Source organism: Pseudomonas sp. WSY_20, assembly GCF_043104335.1.
Classification (GTDB): domain Bacteria; phylum Pseudomonadota; class Gammaproteobacteria; order Pseudomonadales; family Pseudomonadaceae; genus Aquipseudomonas; species Aquipseudomonas parafulva_B.
In genome coordinates, this window is the sequence record NZ_JBICKP010000069.1 from 74,763 (window position 1) to 100,483 (window position 25,721).

The 25,721-nt window shown below is 63.2% G+C and carries 16 protein-coding genes; 13 read left to right on the top strand and 3 right to left on the bottom strand.

Annotated features, from left to right (window positions below; genetic code table 11):
* Nucleotides 1–9: 9 nt before the first annotated feature.
* The 3 genes from ACF8E5_RS16940 to metR all read left to right on the top strand — a co-directional run bounded on the left by ACF8E5_RS16940 (nucleotide 10) and on the right by metR (nucleotide 4,274).
* On the top strand, nucleotides 10–1,914 hold the full coding sequence (locus ACF8E5_RS16940) for an ATP-binding protein (RefSeq protein ID WP_058639300.1): 1,905 nt from the start codon (nucleotides 10–12) through the stop codon (nucleotides 1,912–1,914).
* A complete protein-coding gene (locus ACF8E5_RS16945) occupies nucleotides 1,911–3,239 on the top strand; it encodes a sigma-54 dependent transcriptional regulator (RefSeq protein ID WP_144966341.1) in 1,329 nt (442 codons plus the stop codon). Before ACF8E5_RS16940 ends, ACF8E5_RS16945 begins: the two co-directional genes overlap by 4 nt.
* 117 nt (nucleotides 3,240–3,356) lie before the next feature.
* Complete coding sequence (gene metR / locus ACF8E5_RS16950) at nucleotides 3,357–4,274, top strand: transcriptional regulator MetR (protein WP_023535218.1); 918 nt, start codon at nucleotides 3,357–3,359, stop codon at nucleotides 4,272–4,274.
* Here the strand turns inward: metR and ACF8E5_RS16955 are convergent.
* Complete coding sequence (locus tag ACF8E5_RS16955) at nucleotides 4,258–4,671, bottom strand: NUDIX domain-containing protein (RefSeq protein WP_196121821.1); 414 nt, start codon at nucleotides 4,669–4,671, stop codon at nucleotides 4,258–4,260. The genes metR and ACF8E5_RS16955 overlap by 17 nt on opposite strands.
* A 132-nt stretch (nucleotides 4,672–4,803) precedes the next feature.
* Here ACF8E5_RS16955 and ACF8E5_RS16960 point away from each other — a divergent pair, with 132 nt between their 5' ends.
* The 5 genes from ACF8E5_RS16960 (at nucleotide 4,804) to ACF8E5_RS16980 (ending at nucleotide 15,443) form a co-directional block, all read left to right on the top strand.
* Nucleotides 4,804–9,132: a DNA glycosylase AlkZ-like family protein gene (locus tag ACF8E5_RS16960; protein WP_392475566.1), complete on the top strand. Its 4,329-nt coding sequence runs from the start codon at nucleotides 4,804–4,806 to the stop codon at nucleotides 9,130–9,132.
* A gap of 29 nt (nucleotides 9,133–9,161) precedes the next feature.
* A complete protein-coding gene (locus tag ACF8E5_RS16965; protein ID WP_392475567.1) occupies nucleotides 9,162–10,781 on the top strand; it encodes an FMN-binding glutamate synthase family protein in 1,620 nt (539 codons plus the stop codon).
* A 125-nt stretch (nucleotides 10,782–10,906) separates the two neighbouring features.
* Entirely contained in the window at nucleotides 10,907–14,056 is a 3,150-nt protein-coding gene (locus ACF8E5_RS16970) for a transglycosylase domain-containing protein (protein WP_392475568.1), read from the top strand.
* A 96-nt stretch (nucleotides 14,057–14,152) separates the two neighbouring features.
* Nucleotides 14,153–14,689 (top strand): PadR family transcriptional regulator, encoded by a 537-nt coding sequence (locus ACF8E5_RS16975; RefSeq protein WP_078478089.1) that lies wholly within the window; start codon nucleotides 14,153–14,155, stop codon nucleotides 14,687–14,689.
* Nucleotides 14,682–15,443 (top strand): siderophore-interacting protein, encoded by a 762-nt coding sequence (locus ACF8E5_RS16980; RefSeq protein WP_078478088.1) that lies wholly within the window; start codon nucleotides 14,682–14,684, stop codon nucleotides 15,441–15,443. The genes ACF8E5_RS16975 and ACF8E5_RS16980 overlap by 8 nt, the downstream gene beginning before the upstream one ends.
* A 98-nt stretch (nucleotides 15,444–15,541) precedes the next feature.
* Here ACF8E5_RS16980 and ACF8E5_RS16985 read toward each other — a convergent pair whose 3' ends face one another.
* Together ACF8E5_RS16985 and ACF8E5_RS16990 are read right to left on the bottom strand one after the other, a co-directional pair.
* Entirely contained in the window at nucleotides 15,542–16,165 is a 624-nt protein-coding gene (locus tag ACF8E5_RS16985) for a Pr6Pr family membrane protein (protein WP_197843666.1), read from the bottom strand.
* Between the two features lies 1 nt (nucleotide 16,166).
* Nucleotides 16,167–16,388 carry a VF530 family DNA-binding protein gene (locus tag ACF8E5_RS16990; RefSeq protein WP_027915371.1) on the bottom strand — a complete coding sequence of 74 codons (222 nt, stop codon included), beginning with the start codon at nucleotides 16,386–16,388 and terminating at the stop codon, nucleotides 16,167–16,169.
* Between the two features lie 160 nt (nucleotides 16,389–16,548).
* On the opposite strand from ACF8E5_RS16990, the gene ACF8E5_RS16995 reads away from it, so the two are divergent.
* The 5 genes from ACF8E5_RS16995 to ACF8E5_RS17015 all read left to right on the top strand — a co-directional run bounded on the left by ACF8E5_RS16995 (nucleotide 16,549) and on the right by ACF8E5_RS17015 (nucleotide 25,664).
* The gene (locus ACF8E5_RS16995; protein WP_392475569.1) at nucleotides 16,549–18,594 is read left to right on the top strand and encodes a TonB-dependent receptor; all 2,046 of its coding nucleotides are present in this window, start codon (nucleotides 16,549–16,551) and stop codon (nucleotides 18,592–18,594) included.
* Nucleotides 18,595–18,832: 238 nt separating this feature from the next.
* Nucleotides 18,833–20,167, top strand: a complete 1,335-nt coding sequence (locus tag ACF8E5_RS17000; protein WP_145256658.1) for a carbohydrate porin — start codon at nucleotides 18,833–18,835, stop codon at nucleotides 20,165–20,167.
* Nucleotides 20,168–20,194: 27 nt separating this feature from the next.
* Complete coding sequence (locus tag ACF8E5_RS17005) at nucleotides 20,195–22,606, top strand: glucose/quinate/shikimate family membrane-bound PQQ-dependent dehydrogenase (protein WP_058639309.1); 2,412 nt, start codon at nucleotides 20,195–20,197, stop codon at nucleotides 22,604–22,606.
* A gap of 134 nt (nucleotides 22,607–22,740) precedes the next feature.
* Nucleotides 22,741–25,161, top strand: a complete 2,421-nt coding sequence (gene lon / locus ACF8E5_RS17010; protein ID WP_058605200.1) for an endopeptidase La — start codon at nucleotides 22,741–22,743, stop codon at nucleotides 25,159–25,161.
* 110 nt (nucleotides 25,162–25,271) lie between these two features.
* Nucleotides 25,272–25,664, top strand: coding sequence for a protease inhibitor I42 family protein (locus ACF8E5_RS17015; RefSeq protein WP_058639310.1), 393 nt, complete (start codon nucleotides 25,272–25,274; stop codon nucleotides 25,662–25,664).
* Nucleotides 25,665–25,721 lie beyond the last annotated feature (57 nt).

Here is a 25,721-nt window from a genome sequence, read left to right on the forward strand (position 1 = left end):
GTCACTGTGATGAAATGCGACCCCTCGCTCCTGTTACCTGCCAAGCCTGCCGTGAAAGCCCGCCTTGTCCGCCAACTGCTGTTACCTCCGCTGATCATCTTGCTGATGATCGGGCTGGGCATGGCCGGGTTCCTGATCAGCGAGAGCAACGGCATACGCGTGCTCAGTGAAAATGGCGAGCGCCAGTTGGAATTGCATGCGCGTACGGTCGAGAGCGAAATCAGCAAGTACACCTACCTTCCCAGCCTGCTGGAACTCGAAGACAGCGTGTCGCACCTGCTGACAGACCCTGATGGTGGCTCACGGCAAACCGTCAACGAATATCTCGAAGGCCTCAACCGGCGCAGCCGCAGCCGCGCGATCTTCGTGCTCGATACCCAAGGGCGGGTGCAGGCCACCAGCAACTGGCGCGATACCGACTCGTTCCTGGGCGAGGACCTGTCGTTTCGCGCGTATTTCCAGACCGCCGTGCGTGGCGAACCCGGGCGCTTCTACGGCATCGGCAGCACCACGGGCGAAGCTGGCTACTACTTGGCCCACGGGCTTGAGGAGCACGGCAAAATCATCGGCGTTGCCGTGATCAAGGTGCGTCTCGATACCCTGGAGGAACGTTGGCAGCGGGCCCGCCTGGAAGCGTTCGTCAGCGACGAGAACGGGATCATCATTCTTTCCAGCGATCCGGCTCGACGCCTCAAATCGGTGCGTCCACTGACCCCGCAAACCAAGGAGCGCCTGGCGCGCAGCCTGCAATACTACTGGTGGCCGCTCAATGAGCTGCAACCGCTGGGGCGCGAGACCCTGGCCGACGGGGTAGAAAAGCTGACCTTCCCGGCCAACAGCGAAACGGCCCAGGGCAACCCCGATGAGGTGGCCTACCTGGCCCAGACACGTCGTCTGGTCGATACACCCTGGCACTTTACGCTGCTCACGCCGCTTCAGGATCTGCGTCGCGAATCCATGGTGCAGGGCATCCTGGTCGGTGTGGCGTTTGCCTTGCTGACCATTCTGGGCATCGCCTGGAACGAGCGACGCAAAGTCATCGCTACCCGCCTGGCAGCCCGCGAGGCGCTGGAGCAAGCCAATAGCCAGCTCGAGCGCCGCATCGCCGAGCGTACGGCCGACCTGCGGGCCAGCAACGAACGGCTCAAGGGGCAGATACGCGAGCGCCGTCATGCCGAGCAGACCCTACGCCAGGCGCAAGACGAACTGGTTCAGGCTGGGAAGCTGGCAGCCATCGGACAGATGTCCACCAGTATCGCCCACGAACTCAATCAACCCTTGGCGGCGCTGCGTACCTTGTCGGGCAACACCGTTCGGTTCATCGAACGCGGCGCACTGGAGACCGCCAGTACCAACCTGCGTACCATCAATGGCCTGGTCGACCGCATGGGCCGCATCACCGCCAGCCTGCGTTCATTCGCCCGACGCAGTGACGACAGCGGCCAGGCCGCGGTGGCCAAGGCGGTCGAAGCCAGCCTGCAGGTGCTGGCAGAACGGATCAACAGCAGCCACCTGCAGGTGCACCGCCATTACCAGGACCTGCAGTTGGCCATCGACCAGACCCGGCTGGAGCAGATCCTGGTCAACCTCATCGGCAACGCCCTGGATGCCATGGCTGTCCAGCCCCAACCAGCCTTATGGCTCGAAGGTGAACTGCAGGGGGACAAATACCGCTTGCAGGTGCGTGACAACGGCCATGGCATCGATCCAGAGGCACGCAAGCATCTTTTCGAACCGTTCTTCACCACCAAGCCGGGCGACAATGGCCTTGGCCTGGGCCTGACCCTCTCGGCCAGCCTTGCTGCGGCCGCCAAGGGCAGCCTCAGTGTCGAGCACCCTGCCAGCGGCGGCACAGCTTTCGTGCTGATCCTGCCCTTGGCCTCCACCCCCAGCGAATCGGCAGACTCTCCATGACCCAAGTGCCCCTTACCGTTCTGATCGTCGAAGACGACCCCCATGTCCTTCTTGGGTGCCAGCAGGCACTGGCGCTGGAGGACATCGGTTGCGAAGGCGTAGGCAGTGCCGAACAGGCGCTCGAGCGCATTGGCGATGACTTTGCCGGCATCGTGGTCAGCGACATTCGCCTGCCGGGTATCGACGGCCTGGAACTGCTTAACCGTCTCAAGGCGCGCGACCGCAGCCTGCCGGTGGTATTGATCACCGGGCACGGTGATATCGACATGGCCGTCGGCGCCATGCGCAACGGCGCGTATGACTTCATGGAAAAGCCCTTCTCCCCCGAGCGGCTGGTCGATGTGGTGCGCCGTGCGCTCGAGCAACGCGGCCTGTCCCGCGAAGTCTCGGCGCTGCGCCGCCAGCTTGCCGGGCAGAGCAGCCTGGAGGGGCGCATCATCGGTCGTTCGCCCGCCATGCAGCACCTACGCGAACTGATCGCCAACGTGGCCGATACCTCCGCCAATGTGCTGATCGAGGGTGAGACAGGCACCGGCAAGGAACTGGTGGCCCGCTGCCTGCATGACTTCAGCCGTCGCCAGGGCCAGCCCTTCGTGGCATTGAACTGCGGTGGCCTGCCCGAGAACCTGTTCGAAAGCGAGATATTCGGCCATGAAGCCAACGCCTTCACCGGTGCTGGCAAACGGCGTATCGGCAAGATCGAGCACGCCAACGGCGGCACGCTGTTTCTCGATGAAGTGGAAAGCATGCCGATCAACCTTCAGATCAAACTGTTGCGGGTGCTCCAGGAGCGCACCCTGGAACGGCTCGGCTCGAACCAGAGCATTCCCGTGGATTGCCGGCTCATCGCGGCGACCAAGGCCGACCTCGACAGCCTGGGTCAGAGCGGGCAGTTTCGCAGCGACCTGTATTACCGCCTGAACGTGGTGACCCTCGAACTGCCACCGCTGCGCGAACGCCGCGAAGACATCCTGCAGCTGTTCGAGCACTTCCTGCAGCAATCGGCGCTGCGGTTCGACCGGGAGACGCCCACCCTGGACAGCCAGACGCTGTCACGGCTGATGGCCCATGACTGGCCGGGCAACGTGCGCGAACTGCGCAATGTGGCCGAACGCTATGCACTAGGGCTGCCCGCCTTCAAGAAAGGCCCCACGGGCACCAGCAGCCAAGGGCTGGGCTTTGCCGAGGCCGTGGAGGCCTTCGAGCGCAACCTGCTCAGTGACGCCTTGCAGCGCACCGGGGGCAACCTGAGCCAAGCGAGCCAGGAGCTGGGCATGGCGAAGACCACGTTGTTCGACAAGGTCAAGAAATACGGTCTGGGTTGATGGACCGAGGCGCCGCAATAGATCAGTCAATGGGCAAGGCACAGTCGACAGCGGCGGTAACATGAGGGAAACTCAACTCCAAGATGTTTACCCTCAGCCCTACCCTCGGAGTTAGCTGTGCTGGAGATCCGCCACCTGAAAACCCTTCATGCCCTGCGTGAAGCAGACAGCCTGGTCGAAGCGGCCGAGCGGCTGCACCTGACCCAGTCGGCCTTGTCCCACCAGTTCAAGGAACTGGAAGAGCGCCTGGGCCTGACGTTGTTCGTGCGCAAGAGCAAGCCCATTCGCTTCACCAGCGCAGGGCTGCGCCTGCTGCAACTGGCCGACGCCACGCTCCCCCTGCTGCGTGGCGCCGAGCGGGATATCGCCAGACTGGCCGGCGGCACTGCCGGTCGCTTGCACATGGCTATCGAATGCCACAGCTGCTTCCAGTGGCTGATGCCCACCATCGATCAGTTCCGTGATGCCTGGCCTGAAGTGGAACTGGACCTGGCCTCAGGCTTCGCGTTCGCGCCCCTGCCCGCCTTGGCCCGTGGTGACCTGGACCTGGTGGTGACCTCCGATCCCCTGGACCTGGCCGGCATTACCTACGTTCCCCTGTTCACCTACGAAGCCATGCTGGCGGTGGCCAACCAACATCCGTTGGCCAGCAAACCCTACATGGTGCCCCAGGACCTGGCGGACCAGACCCTGATCACCTATCCGGTGGAGCGTGACCGTCTGGACATCTTCACCCGCTTCCTGGAGCCAGCCGACATCGAGCCTGCGGCCGTACGCACCTCGGAGCTTACGGTCATGATGATGCAGTTGGTGGCCAGCGGCCGCGGCGTGTGCGGCATGCCCCATTGGGCCTTGCACGAATACAGCTCGCGCGGTTACGTCAAAGGCAAGCGCCTGGGCGAAAAAGGCCTGTTCGCAACACTCTACGCTGCCGTGCGCACCGACATGCTAGATGCACCCTATATGCGCGATTTTCTGCTGACGGCCAAAGACACTTCGTTCGCCACCCTCGACGGGGTCAGTGCGGTGCGCTGAGCAACTGGCGGTACAGCGGCAGGATCAGGTCACGGGTCAGGGGCGCCAGGGGCATTTCTGGCGTCTGGTCAGCGGCCAACCAAGTGATCTCGTCGATTTCGGCCGCCGGCATTACCGATGCCGCGCAGTCCACCCGGAACAACTCGGCCTGCACCTCGAACCCTGGCTCATTGGCTGCCGGGGCGCTGAACTGACCAAGGCGCACGGCCTTGGCGGGGTCGATCTGCAGGCCCAGTTCCTCGTGCAGCTCACGGGCCAACGCTTGAACCGGGGTTTCTCCGGCATCGATCTTGCCGCCCGGCTGCATGAATGCCTGAGTGCCGCGCTTGCGCACCAGCAGCGTGCGACCTTGCGAGTCCAGCAATAAGGCGGCGGCAATGCGGATGGTATTGGCCATGGGTGATCTCCCTGAAAATGGGCGGCGAGCATCCCATGCCTCCCCAGCCGTGACAAGGCCACTGCCAGGTTTGGACGTGGGCAGACGAATGGCCACTTGCCAACCCGGCCGGGACCCTTCATAACCTTCCCAATGACGCTTGCTGCCGCCAACCATCCCGTATTCGAGCTGTTCCATCCAGGCGTTGCGGCCTGGTTCTCAGGCCGTTATCCGTCGGTGACCGATGCCCAGACTCAGGCCTGGCCGCTCATCCAGGCCGGTCAGTCCGTGCTGCTGGCAGCGCCGACCGGCTCAGGCAAGACGCTCAGTGCGTTTCTGGCGGTGCTCGACCGGCTGTTTCGCCAAGGGCTGGAGCAGGGCGGCACATTGCCCGCCCACACGCAGGTCGTCTACGTATCGCCTTTGAAAGCCCTGTCCAACGACATCCGCTTGAACCTGCAAATACCGCTGGAGGGCATCCAGCGCACACTCCAGGCGCAAGGGCACGCAGCCCCCACCATCACCACGGCGGTGCGCACTGGTGATACGCCCCAGAAAGAACGCATCGCCATGCGCAAACAGGCACCGCATATTCTGGTCACGACCCCTGAGTCCCTGTACGTGCTGATGGGTTCGGCCTCTGGGCGTGAAGGCCTGCGTACGGTGCACACCGTCATCGTCGATGAGATCCATGCCCTGGCCGGCAACAAGCGCGGTTGCCACCTGGCGCTGACCCTCGAACGCCTGCAAGCGTTGTGCGACAGTCCGCTGCGACGCATCGGCCTGTCTGCTACCCAGCGTCCGGTCGAGCGGGTGGCGCAGTTTCTGGTGGGCAGCGGGCGCGCCTGTGCCATCGTCGATGTAGGGCACGCCCGCCAGCGTGACCTGGCCATCGAAATCCCGCCGGTGCCACTGGGGGCGGTGCTCGACCAGGATGCCTGGGGGCTGGTGTACGATCGTCTGGCCGAACTGGCCCGTGCGCATCGCACCACCTTGGTGTTCGTCAACACCCGGCGGCTGGCCGAGCGCATCACCCGTCACTTGAGCGATCGGTTGGGCGCGGCTGCGGTGGCCGCTCACCACGGCAGCCTGTCCAAGGAAAGGCGCCTGAGCGCCGAGCAGCGCCTGAAGGCGGGCGAGCTGCAGGTGCTGGTGGCCACGGCCTCGCTGGAACTTGGCATCGACATCGGCGACATCGACCTGGTGTGCCAGATCGCCTCACCCGGCTCGATCGCAGCGTTCCTGCAGCGCGTGGGGCGTGCAGGACATCAGGTGGACGGGGTGCCCAAAGGACGGCTGTTCGCGACATCGCGAGACGACTTGATCGAGTGCGTGGCGCTGCTCGATTGCGTGCGCCGCGGCGAGTTGGATGAAGTGCAGGTACCGAAGGCCCCGCTGGATGTGCTGGCCCAGCAGATCGTCGCCGAGGCCAGCAACCAGCCCTGGCACGAGCGAGCGCTGTTCGACTGCCTGCGCCAGGCCATGCCGTTCGAAACGTTGGCGTACGAAGATTACGACGCCTTGCTTGGCATGCTTGCCGAAGGCTACAACGGCCGCCAGGGCGTGCGCGGCGCCTACCTGCACCGTGATGCCGTCAGCGCCATGGTGCGAGGGCGCCGTGGCAGCCAACTCACCGCCTTGACCAGTGGCGGGACGATTCCCGACAACGCCGACTACGCCGTCGTGCTCGAACCTCAGGCGCTGAACATCGGCAGCGTCAACGAAGACTTTGCCGTGGAGAGCATTGCTGGCGACATCTTCCAGCTAGGCAACGCGTCTTATCGCATCCTGCGCGTGGAGGCCGGGCGGGTCCGGGTCGAAGACGCCCACGGCCAGCCCCCCACGATTCCGTTCTGGCTGGGCGAAGCCCCTGGCCGCAGCCGCGAGCTCAGCGCCGCCGTGGCCAGGCTGCAAGGGCAGATCGATGAGCGCCTGCAACACGCCGATGGCTCGCTGGCGCATGTGCTGGCCTGGCTGCAAGCCACATTCGAACTGGACGCCAGCTGTGCCGAGCAGTTGCTGGACTACCTGGCCCGCACCCAGCAGGTATTGAGCGCCCTGCCCTCCCAGGACACCCTGGTGATGGAGCGTTTCTTCGACGAGTCAGGCGGCACGCAGCTGATCATCCATTCGCCGTTCGGTAGCCGCATCAACCGCGCCTGGGGTTTGGCCCTGCGCAAGCGGTTCTGCCGTACCTTCAATGTCGAGCTGCAAGCGGCAGCCAGTGAAGATGCCATCGTGCTGTCGCTGTCTACCAGCCACAGCTTTGCCCTCGACGAGGTGTGGCGCTACCTCGACAGCCGCAGCGCCGAGCAGGTGCTGATCCAGGCTGTGCTCGATGCCCCGCTGTTCGGTGTCCGCTGGCGCTGGAACGCGGGTGTGGCCATGGCCTTGCCGCGCTTTGCCGGTGGTCGCAAGGTTGCACCGCAGATCCAGCGCATGAAGAGCGAAGACCTGATCGCCTCGGTGTTTCCCGATCAGATCGCCTGCCTTGAAAATCTGTCCGGCGAACGGCACGTACCGGACCACCCGCTGGTTCGTCAGACCCTCGACGATTGCCTGCACGACGCCATGGATTGCGACGGTTGGCTGGCGTTGCTGCGGCGCATGGAAAGCGGTGCCGTGCGCCTGCTGGCGCGCGACCTGCCGGCGCCCTCGCCGCTGGCGTCAGCCATTCTCAACGCCAGGCCCTACACCTTTCTGGATGACGCCCCGCTCGAAGAGCGCCGTACCCAGGCGGTGCTCAATCGCCGCTGGGCGGATGTGCAGTCAGGTGATGAGCTGGGTGCGCTGGATGCGGACGCCATTGCGGCAGTGGCAGCCGAGGCCTGGCCGCAGCCGGTCAACGCAGATGAAATGCATGAAGCGCTCATGAGCCTGGGCGCCATCAGCCAGCCCGAAGCTCAGGCAGGCGCACGCTGGCGTACGCTGCTTGATCAGCTTGCCAAGCGGGGCCGAGCCGTCTACCTGCCCGAGCAGAAGTTGTGGCTGGCCCGTGAGCGCCTGACGCTGTTGAAAGCCGTCTACCCCGATTGCCGCCTGGCGCCCGTGGTCGAGCCACTGCCAGGCTTCGATCAGCCAGTGGACCATGACCTGGCGCTGCCCGAACTGCTGCGTGCCCGGCTCAGCGGTCATGGGCCTGCCACCGTTGCCCAGCTTGCGACGCCGCTGGGCAAGTCCATCGCTGATGTGGAGCAGGCATTGGCCCGGCTCGAGGCCCAAGGCCATGTGCTCAGGGGGCATTTCAGCCCAGATGCAATTGACACTCAATGGTGCGAACGCCACCTGCTGGCGCGTATCCACCGCTATACCGTCAAACGTCTGCGCCGGGAGATCGAGCCGGTCAGCCTGCAGGACTTCATGCGTTTCCTGTTCCACTGGCAACACCTTGATCCGGGGCAACGGTTGCAAGGGCCGCAGGCGCTGCCTGTTGTGCTGGCCCAACTGCAGGGGTTTCCAAGTGCGGCCGGGGCGTGGGAAGCCGAAGTGCTGCCTGCACGCGTGCGCGATTACAGCCCCAGCTGGCTCGACGAGGCCTGCCGCAGCGGGCAGTTCGCCTGGAGCCGGTTGGCAAGTACCGTGTCAGCCAGCACGGTGGCCAGCACGCCCGTGGTGTTGCTGCCTCGCGAACACCTGCAGCTGTGGCGAAGCCTGGCCCCACCCCCGTGCCTCGACACCTTGGGACCACGTGCCCAGCGGGTGCATGACGCCCTGAAAACCCGGGGTGCACTGTTTTTCGACGAGCTGGCCCAAGAGGCCCGTCTGCTCCCCGCCGAACTGGAAACGGCCTTGCAGGCGCTGGTTGGCGCTGGCCTGGCCAATGCCGACAGCTTCACCGGGCTGCGTAGCCTGATCGCGCCGGCCGCCCGGCGCACCGCGCGTCGGCCGCGCTTCGGTCACCTGCCCTTGTCCAACAGCATGGCTTATGCAGGGCGCTGGGCCCTGCTGCCGCGCAGCGAAGCCGCGCCGGATCAGGATCAGCACATCGAAAGCATCGCTCGCCTGCTGCTGCAGCGCTACGGGGTGATGTGCTGGCGCCTGCTGGCGCGTGAGAGCGATGTGCTGCCGCCCTGGCGTGACCTGCTGCGCTGCTACCAGCGCCTGGAGGCGCGTGGGGAAATACGGGGTGGGCGCTTCATTGCCGGGTTGTCCGGCGAGCAGTTCGCCTTGCCCGAGGCCGTGGCCATGCTGCGCCAGGTTCGCCGGCAAGCGGCGGACGGCACGTTGGTGCTGGTCAGTGCCAGCGATCCGCTGAACTTGATCGGCACGTTGCTGCCGGGGGCCAAGGTACCGGCCACCAGCGGCAACCGCCTGCTCTACCGCGACGGCGTACCGGTGGCTGCGCGGGTGGGCAAGCGCTACGTCTATCTGGTCGAAGCTTGCGCAGCGCAGCAAACGCAGTGGCGACAGCTGCTGCTGCGCGACACGGCCTTTGCAGCGACGGACAAGTTGGCTATGGTCGGGGCTCACCTCAGGCCGTGAGCCTGACCGAGCCATCGCAAGGACCCTGTATGAGCCTGTCACTTCTCAGCCGTTATGCGGTGTTCGCCGTCTGCATCGTGTTTACCCTGGCCACCCTGCCATTGATTCATCACCACTGGCTTTGGCCGTTCACCCTGACAACAGGCTTGCTCAGCCTGATAGGCCTGTTCGACCTGTTGCAAAAACGCCACGCCGTGCGTCGCAACTACCCGATCCTGGGCAATATTCGCTACCTGGTGGAAACCATTCGCCCGGAAATCCGCCAGTATCTGCTCGAAGCAGACAGCGACGCCCTGCCCTTCTCCCGTGCCCAGCGCTCGCTGGTCTATTCCCGGGCCAAGAACCAGGTCTCGGACAAGCCGTTCGGCACCCTGATCGACGTCTACGCGTCGGGCTTCGAGTTCATCGGTCACTCCATGCGCCCGGCGCCTCTGGCTGACCCGGCGAGCTTTCGCATCACCATCGGCGGCCCGCAGTGCAGCCAGCCGTACTCAGCCTCGATCTTCAACATCTCCGCCATGAGTTTTGGCTCGCTCAGCGCCAACGCCATTCGCGCGTTGAACCAAGGCGCGAAGCTGGGCAACTTTCACCACGACACCGGTGAGGGCAGCATCAGCCCCTACCATCGCGAGCACGGCGGCGACCTGGTATGGGAACTGGGCAGCGGGTATTTCGGGTGCCGTACCTCGGACGGTCGTTTCGATCCGCAGGCATTTGCCGCGCAGGCGCGCAGCCCGCAGGTGCGCATGATCGAGGTCAAGATGAGCCAGGGCGCAAAGCCTGGGCATGGCGGCATTCTGCCCAAGCACAAGGTTACCCAGGAAATTGCCGAAACCCGCGGCGTGCTGCTGGGTGAAGACTGCGTCTCGCCGTCGCGGCACAGCGCGTTTTCAACACCCATCGAAATGATGCAGTTCATCGCCCAACTGCGTGAGCTGTCGGGCGGCAAACCGGTGGGGTTCAAGCTCTGCCTGGGTCACCCGTGGGAATTCATGGGCATTGCCAAAGCCATGCTGGAAACCGGCATCCTGCCCGACTTCATCGTGATCGATGGCAAGGAAGGCGGCACCGGGGCCGCCCCCGTGGAGTTCACCGACCATATCGGTGTGCCGCTGCGCGAAGGCCTGTTGTTCGTGCACAACACCTTGGTGGGCTTGAACCTTCGCGACAAGATCAAGCTCGGTGCCAGCGGCAAGATCGTCAGCGCCTTCGACATTGCCAGCGTCCTGGCCATCGGTGCGGACTGGGCCAATGCTGCGCGGGGGTTCATGTTCGCCATCGGCTGCATCCAGTCCCAGAGTTGCCACACCAACAAGTGCCCCACCGGCGTGGCCACGCAGGATCCGCTGCGCCAGCGTGCCCTGGTGGTGCCGGACAAAGCCGAACGGGTGCTCAACTTCCATCGCAACACCCTGCGTGCCTTGGCCGAAATGCTGGCTGCTGCCGGGCTGGAACACCCGTCGCAGCTCGAAGCCAAGCACTTGGTACGCCGCATTTCAGCCACCGAGATCAAGCTGTTCTCGCAAATGCATGTGTTCCTAAAGCCCGGCGAGCTACTGACCGGCGAGGTCGATGGGCAATTCTATTCGCGTATGTGGCATCTGGCCCGGGCGGACAGCTTCGAGCCCAACAGCGAGGTAGCCGCCTGAATGCTTGAGCGCGGCCAAGCCGCGCACCCGCTTTATTGCGCAGTTTCCACAAAATTTTCACATACCCGGCGCAACGTCTAAGCTCCAGGCAAGCAAGATGAAAATACCTGGTTGGATAGACGATTATGGGCGCACTGTGGCAAACGGAACCAAACACCAAGCAAGCCCCCGCACAAACGCCTGCCGAGACGCCAGAACCCAAGTCCCCTCGTCAGCGCCGGCTATGGTGGCGCCTGATCATCCTGATTCTGCTGGTGGCAGCTGGCACGGTCGGCTTCGCGGCCTATGAAGAATTCCGCACCTCCGAGCTGCAATCGCGCGAGTTCAGCAAGCTGGCAAGCACCTTGACTTACTCGCTGCAGCCCGGCCCCAGCGATTCGATCGTGTACCCAGGCGAAGGGCCGTTCGACAAGCGCCTGGGCTACAGCTCGCTCGGCGAGTTCCTGCCTCGCCTGCTCAAGCGCGATTACCTGATCAGCCAACAAGTGCGGTTCTCGCCGGCGCTGGTCAACTACGTCGATCATGGGCTGTTCGCGCCCTACATCGAAAAGGTCCAGGCAGGCCTGGCGATCACCGATTGCCGGGGCGACATGCTGTACCAGTATCAGTATCCCCAGTACCTGTACCCGGACTTCGCCTCGATTCCCTCGGTGGTGGTCAACAGCTTGCTGTTCATCGAGAACCGCGACCTGCTCGATACCCGTGATCCGCGCAACAACCCGGCGGTGGACTGGCCCCGTTTCGCCAAGGCGGCCTACAGCCAGATCGCGCGCTACCTGGCTTTGCCTGGCCAATCTGCCGGTGGCAGTACCCTGGCTACCCAGCTGGAGAAGTATCGCCATTCACCTGACGGGTTGACCGTGTCGGGCGCCGAGAAGATCAGGCAGATGATTTCTGCCAGCGTGCGCGCCTACCAGGGCGGGCCGGACACCACCGAGGCGCGCCAGCGCATCGTGCGTGACTACCTCAACAGCGTGCCGCTGTCCGCCGTGCCGGGTCATGGAGAGGTGCACGGTATGGCCGAAGGCCTGCGCGTGTGGTACGGGGCAGACTTCGAGCAAGTCAACAAAGCGCTCAATGACACCGCCACGGACGCACAGAGCTTGGCGGCCCGTGGCCTTGCGCTGCGTCAGGTGCTGTCGTTGATGATCGCCCAGCGCCGGCCCTCGCACTACCTCTCCAAAGGGCGCCTCGAACTCGCCGAGCTGACCGACGCCCATGTCCGGGTGCTGGCCGCGAACCAGATCATCCCTCAGGCGCTGGCCGATGCCGCATTGGCCAGCAAGGCTGTCTACCGTGACTGGGTCGCGCAGCCGACCATCGTGCCGATCGTCACCAACAAGGGCATCAGCCTGGCCCGCAACCGTCTTTCGGCCATGCTCAACCGCCCGCTGTACGACCTCGATCGCCTGGACCTTTCTGCCACCAGCACCTTGCAGGCTGACTTGCAGCTGCAAGTCAGCGAGTACCTCAAGCATCTGGCCGACCCGGCCTTTGCCGCGCAGATCGGCCTGATCGGCGAACGTCTGCTGACCGCCAAAACCACCGACCAGGTCAGCTACAGTTTCACCCTGTTCGAACGCACGGCCGATGGCTCACGCGTGCGGGTACAGACGGACAGCACTGACCAACCCTTCGACATCAACGAAGGCAGCAAGCTGGAACTGGGGTCCACCGCCAAGCTTCGGGTGCTGACCACTTACCTGGAAATCGTCGCCGAGCTGCATGACAAGTACGCCGGCAAGCCTGTGGCCGAGTTGAAGAACGTCGAGGTCGCCGACCTGGATGTCATCAGCCGCTGGTCACTGGGCTGGCTGATGCAAAACAGCAAAAACCAGAGCCTGGATGCCATGCTCGATGCCGCCCTTGAGCGCAAGTACTCGGCCAGTACCGGAGAATCGTTCTTCACCGGGGGCGGTATGCACGTGTTCAACAACTTCCGCAAGGAAGACAACGGCCGCAACCCTACCCTCAAGGACGCCCTGCGCGAATCGATCAACCTGCCGTTCATCCGCCTGATGCGCGACGTGGTGCGCTACGTCACCTATCAGCAGCCACTGAACGCGGTGCCGCTGCTCAAGGATGATGCTGACCCGCGCCGACAGGAGTACCTGGCAAAGTTCGCCGACAAGGAAGGGACCAGCTACCTGATGCGTTTCTGGCGCAAGTACCAGCGCAAGACCTCGCAGCAACGCCTGGACACCTTCCTCGACAGTATGCGCGTGACCCCCCAACGTCTGGCGGCCGTGCACCGCTACCTGTTCCCCGAGGCCGGCCAGGTCACGTTCAATGCCTTCGTACGGGCCCATAGCAAAGACAGCAAGCTCGCACAAAGCAAACTGACCGACGATCGACTGGTACAGATGTACGATGCCTACGGCCCGGGGCGGTACAACCTACCTGACCAGGGCTTCATCGCCAAGGTTCACCCGCTGGACCTGTGGCTGCTGGGTTATTTGCTCAAGCATCCGGCATCGACCTTGAGCGAAATGATCAACGCCAGTCGCTTCGAGCGCCAGGAGGTCTACAGCTGGCTGTTCAAGAGCCGCCACCAGGGCGCACGGGACAGCCGCATCCGGACCATGGTGGAAATCGAGGCGTTTCTCGACATTCACCAGCGCTGGAAGCGGGTCGGCTATCCCTTCGATCACCTGGTCCCGTCGCTGGCGACTGCTATTGGCAGTTCCGGTGACCGGCCTGCCGCGCTTTCCGAACTGGTGGGCATCATCCAGAACGACGGTGTACGGCTGCCGACACTGCGCATCGATACCCTGCACTTTGCAGCGGATACGCCCTACGAAACCAAACTGATCAGCGACCCGGACCGTGGTGTGCGGATACTGCCGGTCGAAGTGGCGCGAGCCCTCAAGGGCGCCATGTCGCAAGTGGTGGACGCGGGTACCGCGCGGCGCATCTCCGGCAGCTTCATGCTCAAGGACGGCACGCCTCTGGTCATGGGCGGCAAGACCGGAACGGGCGACAACCGCATCGAAAGCTTTGGCGCCGGGGGCCGCCTGATAGGCTCACGGTCGCTGAACCGCACCGCGACGTTCGTGTTCTTCCTGGGCGACAACCACTTCGGCACCTTGACCGCCTTCGTGCCTGGGCGCTCGGCGGAGGCCTTCAAGTTCACGTCTGCATTACCGGTGCAGGTGCTCAAGGGCATGGCGCCGATCCTCATGCCGTACTTGCAGCCTGGCAACCCTAACGAATGCATCCCCCCACAGCGGTCAAACGCCGTCGCGGGTTCACCTGAGGATATATCGAACGGGTAGATAAGAATCATCAGCATTTGTGGCTTGCCGAAGAGACATCTTGAGTACTATCTTGAGATATATCTTGAGATATATCTTAAACAGGCACTTTCCAGCATGCGCGATTCTGAGTACTTCGAACGCAAACCCGGCCGCGGCGAACGCGGCCCTCGGGTGTTCGCCCCGGGCGATCTGAAACTACTGCTGCTCTCACTGTTGGGCGAACAGCCAGGACACGGTTACGACCTGATCAGGCAAATCGAAAAGCGCTTCGAAGGCAGCTATACGCCAAGCCCAGGTGTGATCTATCCCACGCTCAACTTTCTGGAGGAGGCCGAACTCATCCAGGGCCAACCTCAAGGCAGCAAGCGGCTGTACACCATTACCGACACGGGTCGCAGCGCCTTGACCGAGCAGGCCGTGGCACTGGACGGGTTACGCGTGCGTATCGAAGTCAGCAAGCATGCCCTGCGGGGCCACGACCGCCCTGCTGAGATTCACGAGGCCGTGGGCAATCTGCGCCACGCCTTGCACATGCACCATGGCCGCTGGACACCCGAGGAAATCGAGCGAGTCCGCGACCTGCTCAACGTGACCGCCAAGGCCATCGCTGGCGGCCCCCATGCCCCTGACCAGGAGAGCGTCGATGAGTGAAGCCATTCACCGCGTCAACCACGAGATTCGCCAGCGCCGCCTGAACGTGCTGCGCGTGACCGACCTGACCCCGCGAATGCGGCGCGTGACATTGGGCGGCGCTGAGCTGCAGGGCTTCATCAGCCTAGGCACGGATGACCATATCAAGCTGCTGTTTGCCGAGACTGCCGAGCAGCAGCAAGCCATTGATGCCCGGGCACTGGGTCGGGAAGGTGGCGAGCGGCCCATCATGCGCGAATACACCCCCCGGCGCATCGACTTGCAGGCCAACGAACTGGACATCGACTTCGTGCTGCACGGCGATGGCCCTGCTTCGACCTGGGCGGCGCAAGCGGCACCGGGGCAAACCCTGGATATCGCCGGGCCGCGCGCCTCGATGGTGGTCCCGGACATTTTCGATGCCTACCTGCTGATCGGCGATGAAACCGCCTTGCCCGCCATCGGCCGCCGTCTTGAAGCCCTGCCTGCGGGGCGACGGGTGGTGGCCGTCATCCAGGTTCACGATGAGCAGGAGCGTCAGCCCTTGCCGAGCCAGGCGCAGGTGGACGTGATCTGGTCGGTACGGGGGCGGGACGACCTGGTGGCCACGGTCGAGGCTTTGCCATTACCCGAAGGGGCCTTGTACGCCTGGGTGGCGCTGGAAAAGAGCCTGACGCGTGAGGTCAAGACGCTGCTGATCAGCAAAGGCGTAGCTCAAGACGCCCTCAAAGCCGCCGCCTACTGGCGCGCGGAAGGTTCAGCGAGCGATGACTGAAAGGGGCCGGGCCGGCCGGTCCGGCGCCTCGGCAATGTTCGTTGCGAAGCTCAAACCCCAGGGCAGCCTGAGAAGCTTGAATGACGGCATGCCCTTGCTCACCCCGCCCGCCACCTGTCCAGAATGAGCAGCACCCCGGCGATTGCCCAAAACCCTGCCAGCACACCCAGCGCATTGATCATCACCTGGCCGTACCCCAAGGTGGCGACGTCGATGAAAGGATAGGCGTAGACGCCAATCTCACTGCCGCGCCACAACGCATAGGCGAAATAGACGGCAGGATAGAACGCCCATAACCCAAGGTGGTGCAGCCGTAACCGCCCCGCGGGCACCTCGAACCACCAATACAAGACGTAAAGCGCTGGCATGACGTCATGCAACAGCTCGTCTGCCAACCATTGCCAACCCTCCGGCTGCCACAGATGGCGCAACAACAGGCTATACGCCAACGCCACCAGCACGATGCTCGCCGCCACTGCCGAGCTGACCACAGGAGACAGGAAAAAGCGCTTGCTCGCCCCTTCCCGGCCAAATGCGGCGTAGCTCAGGACAGTGGCCACCAGCGTATTGGTCAGCACCGTGAAGTAGCCGAACACGTTGATCAGCCCACCTATCAGACTCGCCTGCTCCTGCCATCGCCCCCACAACACCAGGTACACCTGCACGCTCAGGCCCAGCCAGCCCAGCATGGCCAGGGTGCTCAACCACGGGTGACGCCGCATGTCAGGCCTGGCGCTGCAGCTTGATGTACAGCTGCTCGACCTTCTCGCGGGCCCATGGGGTCTTGCGCAGAAAGGTAAGGCTCGACTTGACCGTCGGGTTGCTCTTGAAGCAGCGCACATCAATGCGCTCGGCCAGCCCCTGCCATTGATAGTGGGCGACCAGCTCGGTGAGGATCTGCTCGAGGGTCTTGCCGTGCAACGCGTTGTGTTGGGCAGTGCTCATGCCAAGGCTCCGGTACAAAGATGCGCACCTTACACCAGTGCAGGCATCGTCGCGCACCCTGCGCTGGACAAATAAGGCTGGCGGCGTGGGACACGGCTGTGCTGAAATAGAGATGTTATATTGTAACAATTAACATCTCTGCCAAGGATCGCTACAGCTCATGGTGCACTCACCGCTTCGCCTGTCTCCGCTTGCACTCGCACTTTGCATGGTCACCTCCTACAGTCAGGGGGTTGAACTTTCGCCCCAAGTCATCACTGCCAACCCGCTAGGCAGCGCCCAGTTGGCCAGCCCCAGCACGGTGCTGGAAGGCACCGACCTGCTGCAACAACAGCACAGCAGCCTGGGGGAAACCCTGAACCGACAGCCAGGTGTGGCCTCCACTTGGTTCGGGCCAGGGGCCAGCCGCCCGATCATCCGAGGCCTGGACGGGGATCGCATTCGCCTGCTGCGCAATGGCGTAGGCGCGCTGGATGCCTCGTCGTTGTCCTACGACCACGCCGTGCCCCTTGACCCCGTCACCGTCGAACGCATCGAGATCGTCCGGGGCCCCGCTGCCCTGCTGTATGGTGGCAATGCCATTGGTGGCGTGGTGAACACGTTCGACAACCGCATTCCTGATACCCCTATCGACGGCATCCAGGGAGCCGGCGAGTTGCGCTACGGTGGCGCCGACACCACACGCAGCAGTGCCGGCAAGCTGGAGGCCGGCAACGGCGCCTTCGCTTTGCACGTGGATGCCAATGCCCGTCAGTACAATGACTTGCGCATCCCAGGCTTTGCTCGCAGCGCTCAGGTACGCGATGCCGACACCCCAGGCAGCAAGCATCGCCTGGAAAACAGCGACGGTCGCCAGGACGGCGGCGCGCTGGGCGGTGCCTATCACTGGGACCACGGTTATGCTGGCCTGTCCTACAGCCGTTATGACAGTAACTACGGTTCGGTGGCCGAGCCCGGCGTTCGGCTGGACATGGAGCAGGACCACTATGCTTTCGCCTCGCAGTTTCGCGACCTGGACGGCCCGTTCAGCTCGGTGAAGCTCGATGCCGGGTATACCGATTACCAGCACCGTGAAATCGAAGAAGGCGAAGTCCACACCACGTTCAAGAACAAAGGCTACGAGGCCCGTGTCGAGGCCCGCCACCAACCCCTGGGTCCCGTCGAAGGTGTGCTGGGCGCGCAGGTCAGCCGCAACGAATTCTCAGCCCTGGGCGAAGAAGCGTTCGTGCCGCATACCGATACCGACACCCTTGCACTGTTCCTGCTGGAGCAATGGCACGCCACTGATCGGTTGGACGTGAGCCTCGGGGCTCGGATGGAACACACCCGCGTCGACCCGGACGGCAAGGGTAACGCGCAGTTTGCAGAAGCCGACAGCGCCAGTAGCTTCAATGCCTTTAGCCTGTCGTCGGGCGCCGTGTATCAACTTGACTCGATCTGGTCGCTCGCCGCCAACCTGGGCTACACCGAGCGGGCGCCCACCTTTTATGAGCTCTATGCCAACGGCGCGCATGTGGCCACCGGGGCCTATGAAGTGGGCGATGCCAGCCTGAGCAAGGAAAAGGCGTTCTCGGGGGACTTGGCACTGCGCTTTGACAACGGCACGCACAAAGGCAGCGTGGGCGTTTTTTACAGCCATTTTCGCAACTATATCGGCCTGATCGGCACCGGCAACCTGCGCGAAGGTCACGATCATGAGCATGAAGGCGAAGACCATGATCATGACCACGACCATGACGGCATTCCCGAATACCAGTACCAAGGTGTTCGAGCCCGCTTCTACGGCATCGAAGCGCAAGACCGGTGGCAGCTGGCGCAGAACCGCTATGGCAGCTTTGCGCTTGAGCTGTCGGGTGACTATACCCGTGCCAAGAACCTCGATTCCGGCGAGCCCCTGCCACGAATCGCACCGTTGCGCCTGAACAGCGGGCTGGTGTGGGAGCTTGACCGCTGGCAGGCGCGGGTGGACGTTGAGCATGCCGCCGCTCAACACCGCAAGCCGGCCAATGAAACCCGCACCGATGGCTATACCACCCTGGGCGCCAGCGTGGGGTATCGGTTCGACGTGGGCCACAGCCAGTGGCTGGCATTCGTGCGTGGCGAGAACCTGACGGATCAGACGGTGCGTTATGCCAGCTCGATCCTGCGCGATATCGCCCCTGCGCCGGGACGAAGCGTGGAAGTCGGCCTGCGCACCACCTTCTGAGGTAACCCGCTCGTCACGACGGGACACATGGGGCGTCATCCGCCCCATTCAGCCGCACTGTTACCCAAGGGGTAACAATGCACTGCGACATTTTGTCTTTTTTTCCCACGCTTTACCCTATATCCTCCCCGCCGCAAGCTGAATCGCTTCACCCACTCCCTTTTTCGTCAACCCATTGCCAGGGCTGCCTGTCGATGCGCTTGCCGTTTTTCCAACAACCAGAAGATAGCGCTACCTCATGCTTCAACTGCCAAAATCCTGCTACCTCGGCCTCGCTCTAGCGACCCTGGCCAACGCAGCCCATGCCAACGAGCCATTTGCCAGTGACTCTCCCTGGATGTTCGGTGACTGGGCCGGGCACCGTACCGCCTTGCTTGACCAGGGTTACGACTTCACCTTGGGCTACACAGGCGAAATGGGTAGCAACCTGCGCGGTGGCTACGACCACGACCGCACTGCCCGCTACAGTGATCAGTTCACCTTCGGCAGCCACATGGACCTGGAAAAGATCTTCGGCTGGCACGACGCCGAATTCCAGCTCACGGTCACCGAGCGCCACGGCCAGAACATCAGCAACGACCGCATCAATGACCCCCGCGTGGGTGGCTTCACCTCGGCGCAGGAGGTATGGGGCCGCGGCCAGACTTGGCGCCTGACGCAGCTATGGGTCAAGCAGAACTATTTCGACGGCGCGCTGGACGTCAAGTTTGGCCGCTTTGGCGAAGGCGAAGACTTCAATAGCTTCCCCTGCGACTTCCAGAACCTGGCCTTCTGTGGCTCTCAGGTGGGCAACTGGGTAGGCGGCATCTGGTACAACTGGCCCGTCAGCCAGTGGGCCTTGCGCGTGCGTTACAACCTCAGCGACAGCCTCTTCGCCCAGGTTGGCGTATTCGAGCAGAACCCGTCCAACCTGGATTCGGGCAACGGCTTCAAACTCAGCGGCAGTGGCACCCAGGGCGCCGTCATGCCAATCGAACTGGTGTGGAGCCCGCGCATCAAAGGCATGAAGGGGGAATATCGCGCCGGGTACTACTACAGTAATGCCAAGGCAAGCGATGTACTCAAGGATAACGACGGGCAGGCGGCAGCGATCAGCGGTGCCGCCTACCGCAGCAGCTCAAGCAAGCACGGCGTGTGGCTGGGCGCCCAGCAGCAGGTGACTGCGCTGGCATCGGACGGCTCGCGTGGTTTGAGCGTATTCGCCAACGCCACGATGCATGACAAGAAAACCAATGCCATCGACAACTATGTGCAGGCTGGACTGGTATTCAAAGGACCGTTCGACAGGCGGGCCAAGGACGACATCGGCCTTGCAATCGCCCGTGTGCATGTCAACCCGGCCTATCGCAAGAATGCTCGGCTGGCCAACCAGGCCGCTGGGCTTTACGACTATGACAACCCAGGCTTCTTGCCCGTACAGGACACCGAATACAGCGCTGAGCTGTATTACGGCATCCATCTTGCCGACTGGCTCACGGTGCGACCTAACCTGCAATACATCCGCCACCCCGGAGGCGTGTCGCAGGTCGACAACGCCCTGGTCGGCGGCTTGAAGATTCAAAGCACTTTCTAAAAACACATACCAAACGGAGAACATGCGATGAGCACTGAAGGTGCCAAAACGGGAAGCCGCTGGCTCCCCCGCCTGATCGGCGTCCTGCTGTTGTTGATGGGGCTGGCACTGCTGGCCGGCGGCATCAAGTTGAGTCAGGTGGGCGGGTCGCTGTATTACCTGATCGCCGGCATCGGCTTTGCCGTGTCTGGCGCCCTGCTGCTGGCCCAGCGCCGTATCGGCCTGGGTGTCTACGCCGTCGTATTGTTGGGCAGTACGGTCTGGGCACTGCTCGAAGTGGGCCTGGACTGGTGGCAACTGGTGCCGCGTCTGGCCCTCTGGTTCGCCATCGGCGTGGTGCTGTTGCTGCCCTGGTCGCGCCGCCCGTTGATCGGGCCAGCCAGCAAAGCCAACACGGCGCTGCTCACCGTTGCCGTGGTGGCTTCGGGTGCCTGCGCCGTCGCCAGTCAGTTCACCCACCCCGGTGAGGTGTATGGCGAACTGGGTCGCGACACCAGCGAAATGGCCAGCACCGCCCCGGCCATGCCCGACGGCGAGTGGCATGCCTACGGCCGCACCGAGCACGGCGACCGTTACTCACCGCTGCGCCAGATCACCGCGCAAAACGCCCACCGCCTTGAAGAGGCCTGGCGTATCCGCACCGGCGATTTGCCCAGTGACAACGACCCGGTGGAACTGACCAACGAAAACACGCCGCTCAAGGCCAACGGCATGCTCTATGCCTGCACCGCGCACAGCCGCGTGCTGGCCTTGGATCCGGATACCGGTGCTGAAATCTGGCGCTACGACCCGCAGATCAAAAGCCCGGTAGGCACCTTCAAGGGTTTCGCCCACATGACTTGCCGTGGCGTTTCGTACTATGACGAAAACCGCTACGTAAGCCTTGACGGTAGCCCTGCGCCTACTATCAGCGAGGCTGGCAAGGCCGTGGCTCAGGCCTGCCCGCGCCGTCTTTATCTGCCAACTGCCGACGCACGCCTGATCGCCATCAATGCCGACAATGGCAAGGTCTGCGAAGGCTTTGCCAACCAGGGCAGCGTCGACCTGACCACCGGCCTTGGGCCATTCACGCCAGGTGGTTACTACTCCACGTCGCCTGTGGCCATCACTCGCGATCTGGTGATCATTGGCGGTCACGTGACCGACAACGAATCGACCAGCGAGCCGTCCGGCGTGATCCGCGCCTACGACGTACACGACGGCCGCCTGGTGTGGAACTGGGACAGCAACAACCCCGACGACACCGCACCACTGGCACCGGGCAAGATGTACAGCCGCAACTCGGCCAACATGTGGTCGATTGCCAGCGTCGACGAAGACCTGGGCATGATCTACCTGCCACTGGGCAACCAGACGCCGGACCAATGGGGTGCTGACCGTACGCCAGGCGCCGAGAAATACAGCGCCGGCGTGGTCGCACTGGACCTGGCAACCGGCAAGGCACGCTGGAACTACCAGTTCACCCACCATGACCTGTGGGACATGGACGTGGGCAGCCAGCCTACCCTGGTATCGCTGAAGACCGACGATGGCGTCAAGCCAGCGGTCATCGTGCCGACCAAGCAGGGCAGCCTGTACGTGCTGGACCGTCGTGACGGTACGCCGATCGTGCCGATCCGTGAAATCCCGACGCCACAAGGCGCGGTCAAGGGCGATCACACCTCGCCAACTCAGGCCCGTTCGGACCTCAATCTGCTCGGCCCTGAGCTGACCGAACAGGCCATGTGGGGCGCCACGCCGTTCGACCAGATGCTGTGCCGCATCCAGTTCCGCGAACTGCGCTACGAAGGCCAGTACACCCCGCCGTCCGAGCAGGGCTCGCTGATCTACCCAGGCAACGTAGGTGTGTTCAACTGGGGCAGTGTCTCGGTCGACCCGGTGCGCCAACTGCTGTTCACATCGCCCAACTACATGGCGTTCGTCTCCAAGATGATCCCCCGTGAGCAGGTTGCTGACGGTAGCAAGCGTGAGAGCGAGACCAGCGGCGTGCAACCGAACACCGGCGCACCTTATGCCGTGACCATGCACCCGTTCATGTCGCCGCTGGGCGTGCCGTGCCAGGCGCCTGCCTGGGGCTATGTAGCCGCCATCGACCTGTTCACCAACAAGGTGGTCTGGAAGCACAAGAACGGCACCACCCGCGACAGCACGCCGGTGCCGATCGGCCTGCCGGTTGGCGTACCCAGCATGGGCGGCTCGATCGTCACCGCCGGCGGCGTAGGCTTCCTGAGCGGTACGCTGGACCAGTACCTGCGCGCCTATGACGTCAACAACGGCAAGGAATTGTGGAAAGCCCGCCTGCCAGCAGGCGGCCAGGCCACTCCAATGACCTACACCGGCAAGGACGGCAAGCAGTACGTGCTGATCGTGGCCGGCGGTCACGGCTCGCTGGGCACCAAGATGGGCGACTACATCATCGCCTACAAACTCGCCGAGTAACCGGCACGGTGTCACAAAAAGCGGAGCCTGACGGGCTCCGCTTTTTCATGCGCGCGCGCCACTGCCCGGCAGCGGCTTGAAACCCTTCCTGCCTTGCCCCATCTAAGCACCATAGTCATTCACGCAGGTGCCCCATGAGCGACCAGCAGGATTACCCTGAACACGCCGACGATTCCAACGAAGTCGAACACACCAGTAGCCAGCCGATAACCGGCCATGCCTTGGCCCTGCCTGGACAGCAACTGCCGGACAAGGTCTATGTGATCCCCATTCACAACCGCCCATTCTTCCCGGCACAGGTGCTACCGGTCATCGTCAACGAGGAGCCGTGGGCCGAGACGCTGGACTTGGTGGCCAAGTCTCCCGACCACTGCCTGGCGCTGTTCTTCATGGACACGCCGCCTGAAGACCACCGCCATTTCGACACCAAGGCCCTCCCGGAGTACGGCACCCTGGTCAAGGTGCACCATGCCAGCCGGGAAAACGGCAAGTTGCAGTTCGTGGCCCAGGGCTTGACGCGGGTACGTATTCGGACCTGGCTCAAGCACCATCGTCCGCCCTACCTGGTTGAAGTCGATTACCCGCGCCAACCGGCCGACCCCACCGACGAGGTCAAAGCCTATGGCATGGCCCTGATCAACGCGATCAAGGAGCTGCTGCCCCTCAACCCGCTGTACAGCGAAGAGTTGAAGAACTACCTCAACCGCTTCAGTCCCAACGACCCCTCCCCGCTGACCGACTTCGCCGCCGCACTGACCTCGGCGACCGGCAGCCAGCTTCAGGAGGTGCTCGACTGCGTGCCCATGCTCAAGCGCATGGAAAAAGTGCTGCCCATGCTGCGCAAGGAAGTCGAAGTCGCTCGCCTGCAAAATGAAATTTCCGCCGAGGTGAACCGGCAGATCGGCGAGCATCAGCGCGAGTTCTTCCTCAAGGAACAACTGAAGGTCATCCAGCAGGAACTGGGGTTGACCAAGGATGATCGCAGCGCGGATCTGGAGCAGTTCGAGCAGCGGCTCGAAGGCAAGACCCTGCCGGATCAGGCACGCAAGCGCATCGATGAAGAGATGGGCAAGCTGGCGATCCTGGAAACAGGTTCGCCCGAATACGCCGTGACCCGGAACTACCTGGATTGGGCGACAGCCCTGCCCTGGGGTATCTACGGCGATGACAAGCTCGACCTCAAGCACGCTCGCAAGCTGCTCGACCAGCATCATGCGGGACTGGACGATATCAAGGAACGGATCCTCGAGTTTCTGGCCGTTGGGGCATGGAAAGGCGAGATCAGTGGCTCCATTGTGCTGCTGGTAGGCCCGCCAGGCGTGGGCAAGACCAGCGTAGGCAAGTCCATCGCCGAATCGTTGGGCCGCCCATTCTATCGCTTCAGCGTGGGCGGCATGCGCGACGAAGCCGAGATCAAGGGGCATCGCCGCACCTACATCGGGGCCCAGCCCGGCAAGCTGGTACAAGCCCTGAAGGATGTGGAGGTGATGAACCCGGTCATCATGCTCGATGAAATCGACAAGATGGGACAAAGCTACCAGGGCGACCCTGCCTCGGCGCTATTGGAAACCCTGGACCCCGAGCAGAACGTCGACTTCCTCGATCATTACCTGGACCTGCGCCTGGACCTGTCCAAAGTGCTGTTCGTGTGCACCGCCAACACCCTGGACTCCATCCCCGGCCCGCTGCTTGACCGCATGGAGGTCATTCGCCTGTCCGGGTACATCACCGAAGAAAAATTGGCGATCGCCAAACGCCACCTCTGGCCCAAGCAACTGGCCAAGGCGGGCGTGGCCAAAAGCAGCCTGAGCATCACCGACAGCGCCTTGCGCCTGGTGATCGAAGGCTATGCCCGTGAAGCCGGCGTGCGACAGCTGGAAAAACAGTTGGGCAAACTCGTGCGCAAGGCCGTGGTGAAGCTGCTTGAAGACCCTACCGCTAAGCTCAAGATCGGACCAAAGGACCTTGAAGGTGCATTGGGCATGCCGGTGTTCCGCAGCGAGCAGGTGCTGGCGGGCAAGGGTGTGATCACAGGCCTTGCCTGGACGAGCATGGGCGGTGCGACCCTGCCGATCGAAGCGACGCGCATTCATACGCTAAACCGCGGTTTCAAACTCACCGGCAAGCTCGGCGACGTCATGAAGGAATCGGCTGAAATCGCGTACAGCTATGTCAGCTCCAACCTCAAGCAGTTTGGCGGCGACCCGGCGTTCTTCAACGAAGCGTTCATTCACCTGCATGTACCGGAGGGCGCCACGCCGAAGGACGGTCCGAGCGCCGGCATCACCATGGCCAGCGCGTTGCTGTCCTTGGCAAGGGATCAGGCACCGAAGAAAGGCGTGGCCATGACCGGCGAGCTGACCTTGACTGGGCAGGTGCTCCCTATCGGTGGGGTGCGCGAAAAGGTCATCGCGGCCCGTCGGCAGAAGATCCACGAGCTGATCCTGCCCGAACCCAATCGCGGCGATTTCGAGGAGCTGCCCGAATACCTGCGTGAAGGGTTGACGGTGCATTTCGCCAAGCGCTTTGCAGATGTCGCGAAAGTGCTTTTCTAAAGCCCAGGAACAGGGGCTGTGCCACAGCCCCTGGTTCATTCGTAACTTGGTATGACTGCCGTGGCGCTTAATCGGTTATCCTCGGGCGTTCGACAACCCGTGGAGCCCCTATGTCCACCTCACGCCTTCTTGCCCCATTGGGGCTGACCCTGCTAACCGCCTGCGCCCAACATGGGTTCGAGCCTGTCACTCTGGATGCCGACAGTGAGTGCCCGGTCTACCTTGAAAAAGGGCAGGTGTTGAACTTGACCCTACCCAGCAACCCTTCCACTGGCTACCGCTGGCGCGTGGAAGCCGCTGCCACGCCTGTGCTCGTCAGTCTCGGGCCCGAGGTCTACAGCGCGCCTGATCAGGAGGATGTGGTCGGCAACGAAGGCCTCTCGACGTGGCGTTATCAGGCTGACCAACCCGGCAAGGCAGCATTGAAGCTGGTCTACCAGCAGCCCTGGGCTACGCAGGTAGCGCCTGTGCAAACCTTCGATTGCACTGTCGTCGTGCGCTAACGCTCGGCGCTGACGTACGTGGGCGTGCCTGCTCTTACATACGCATGGTTCAGGCCA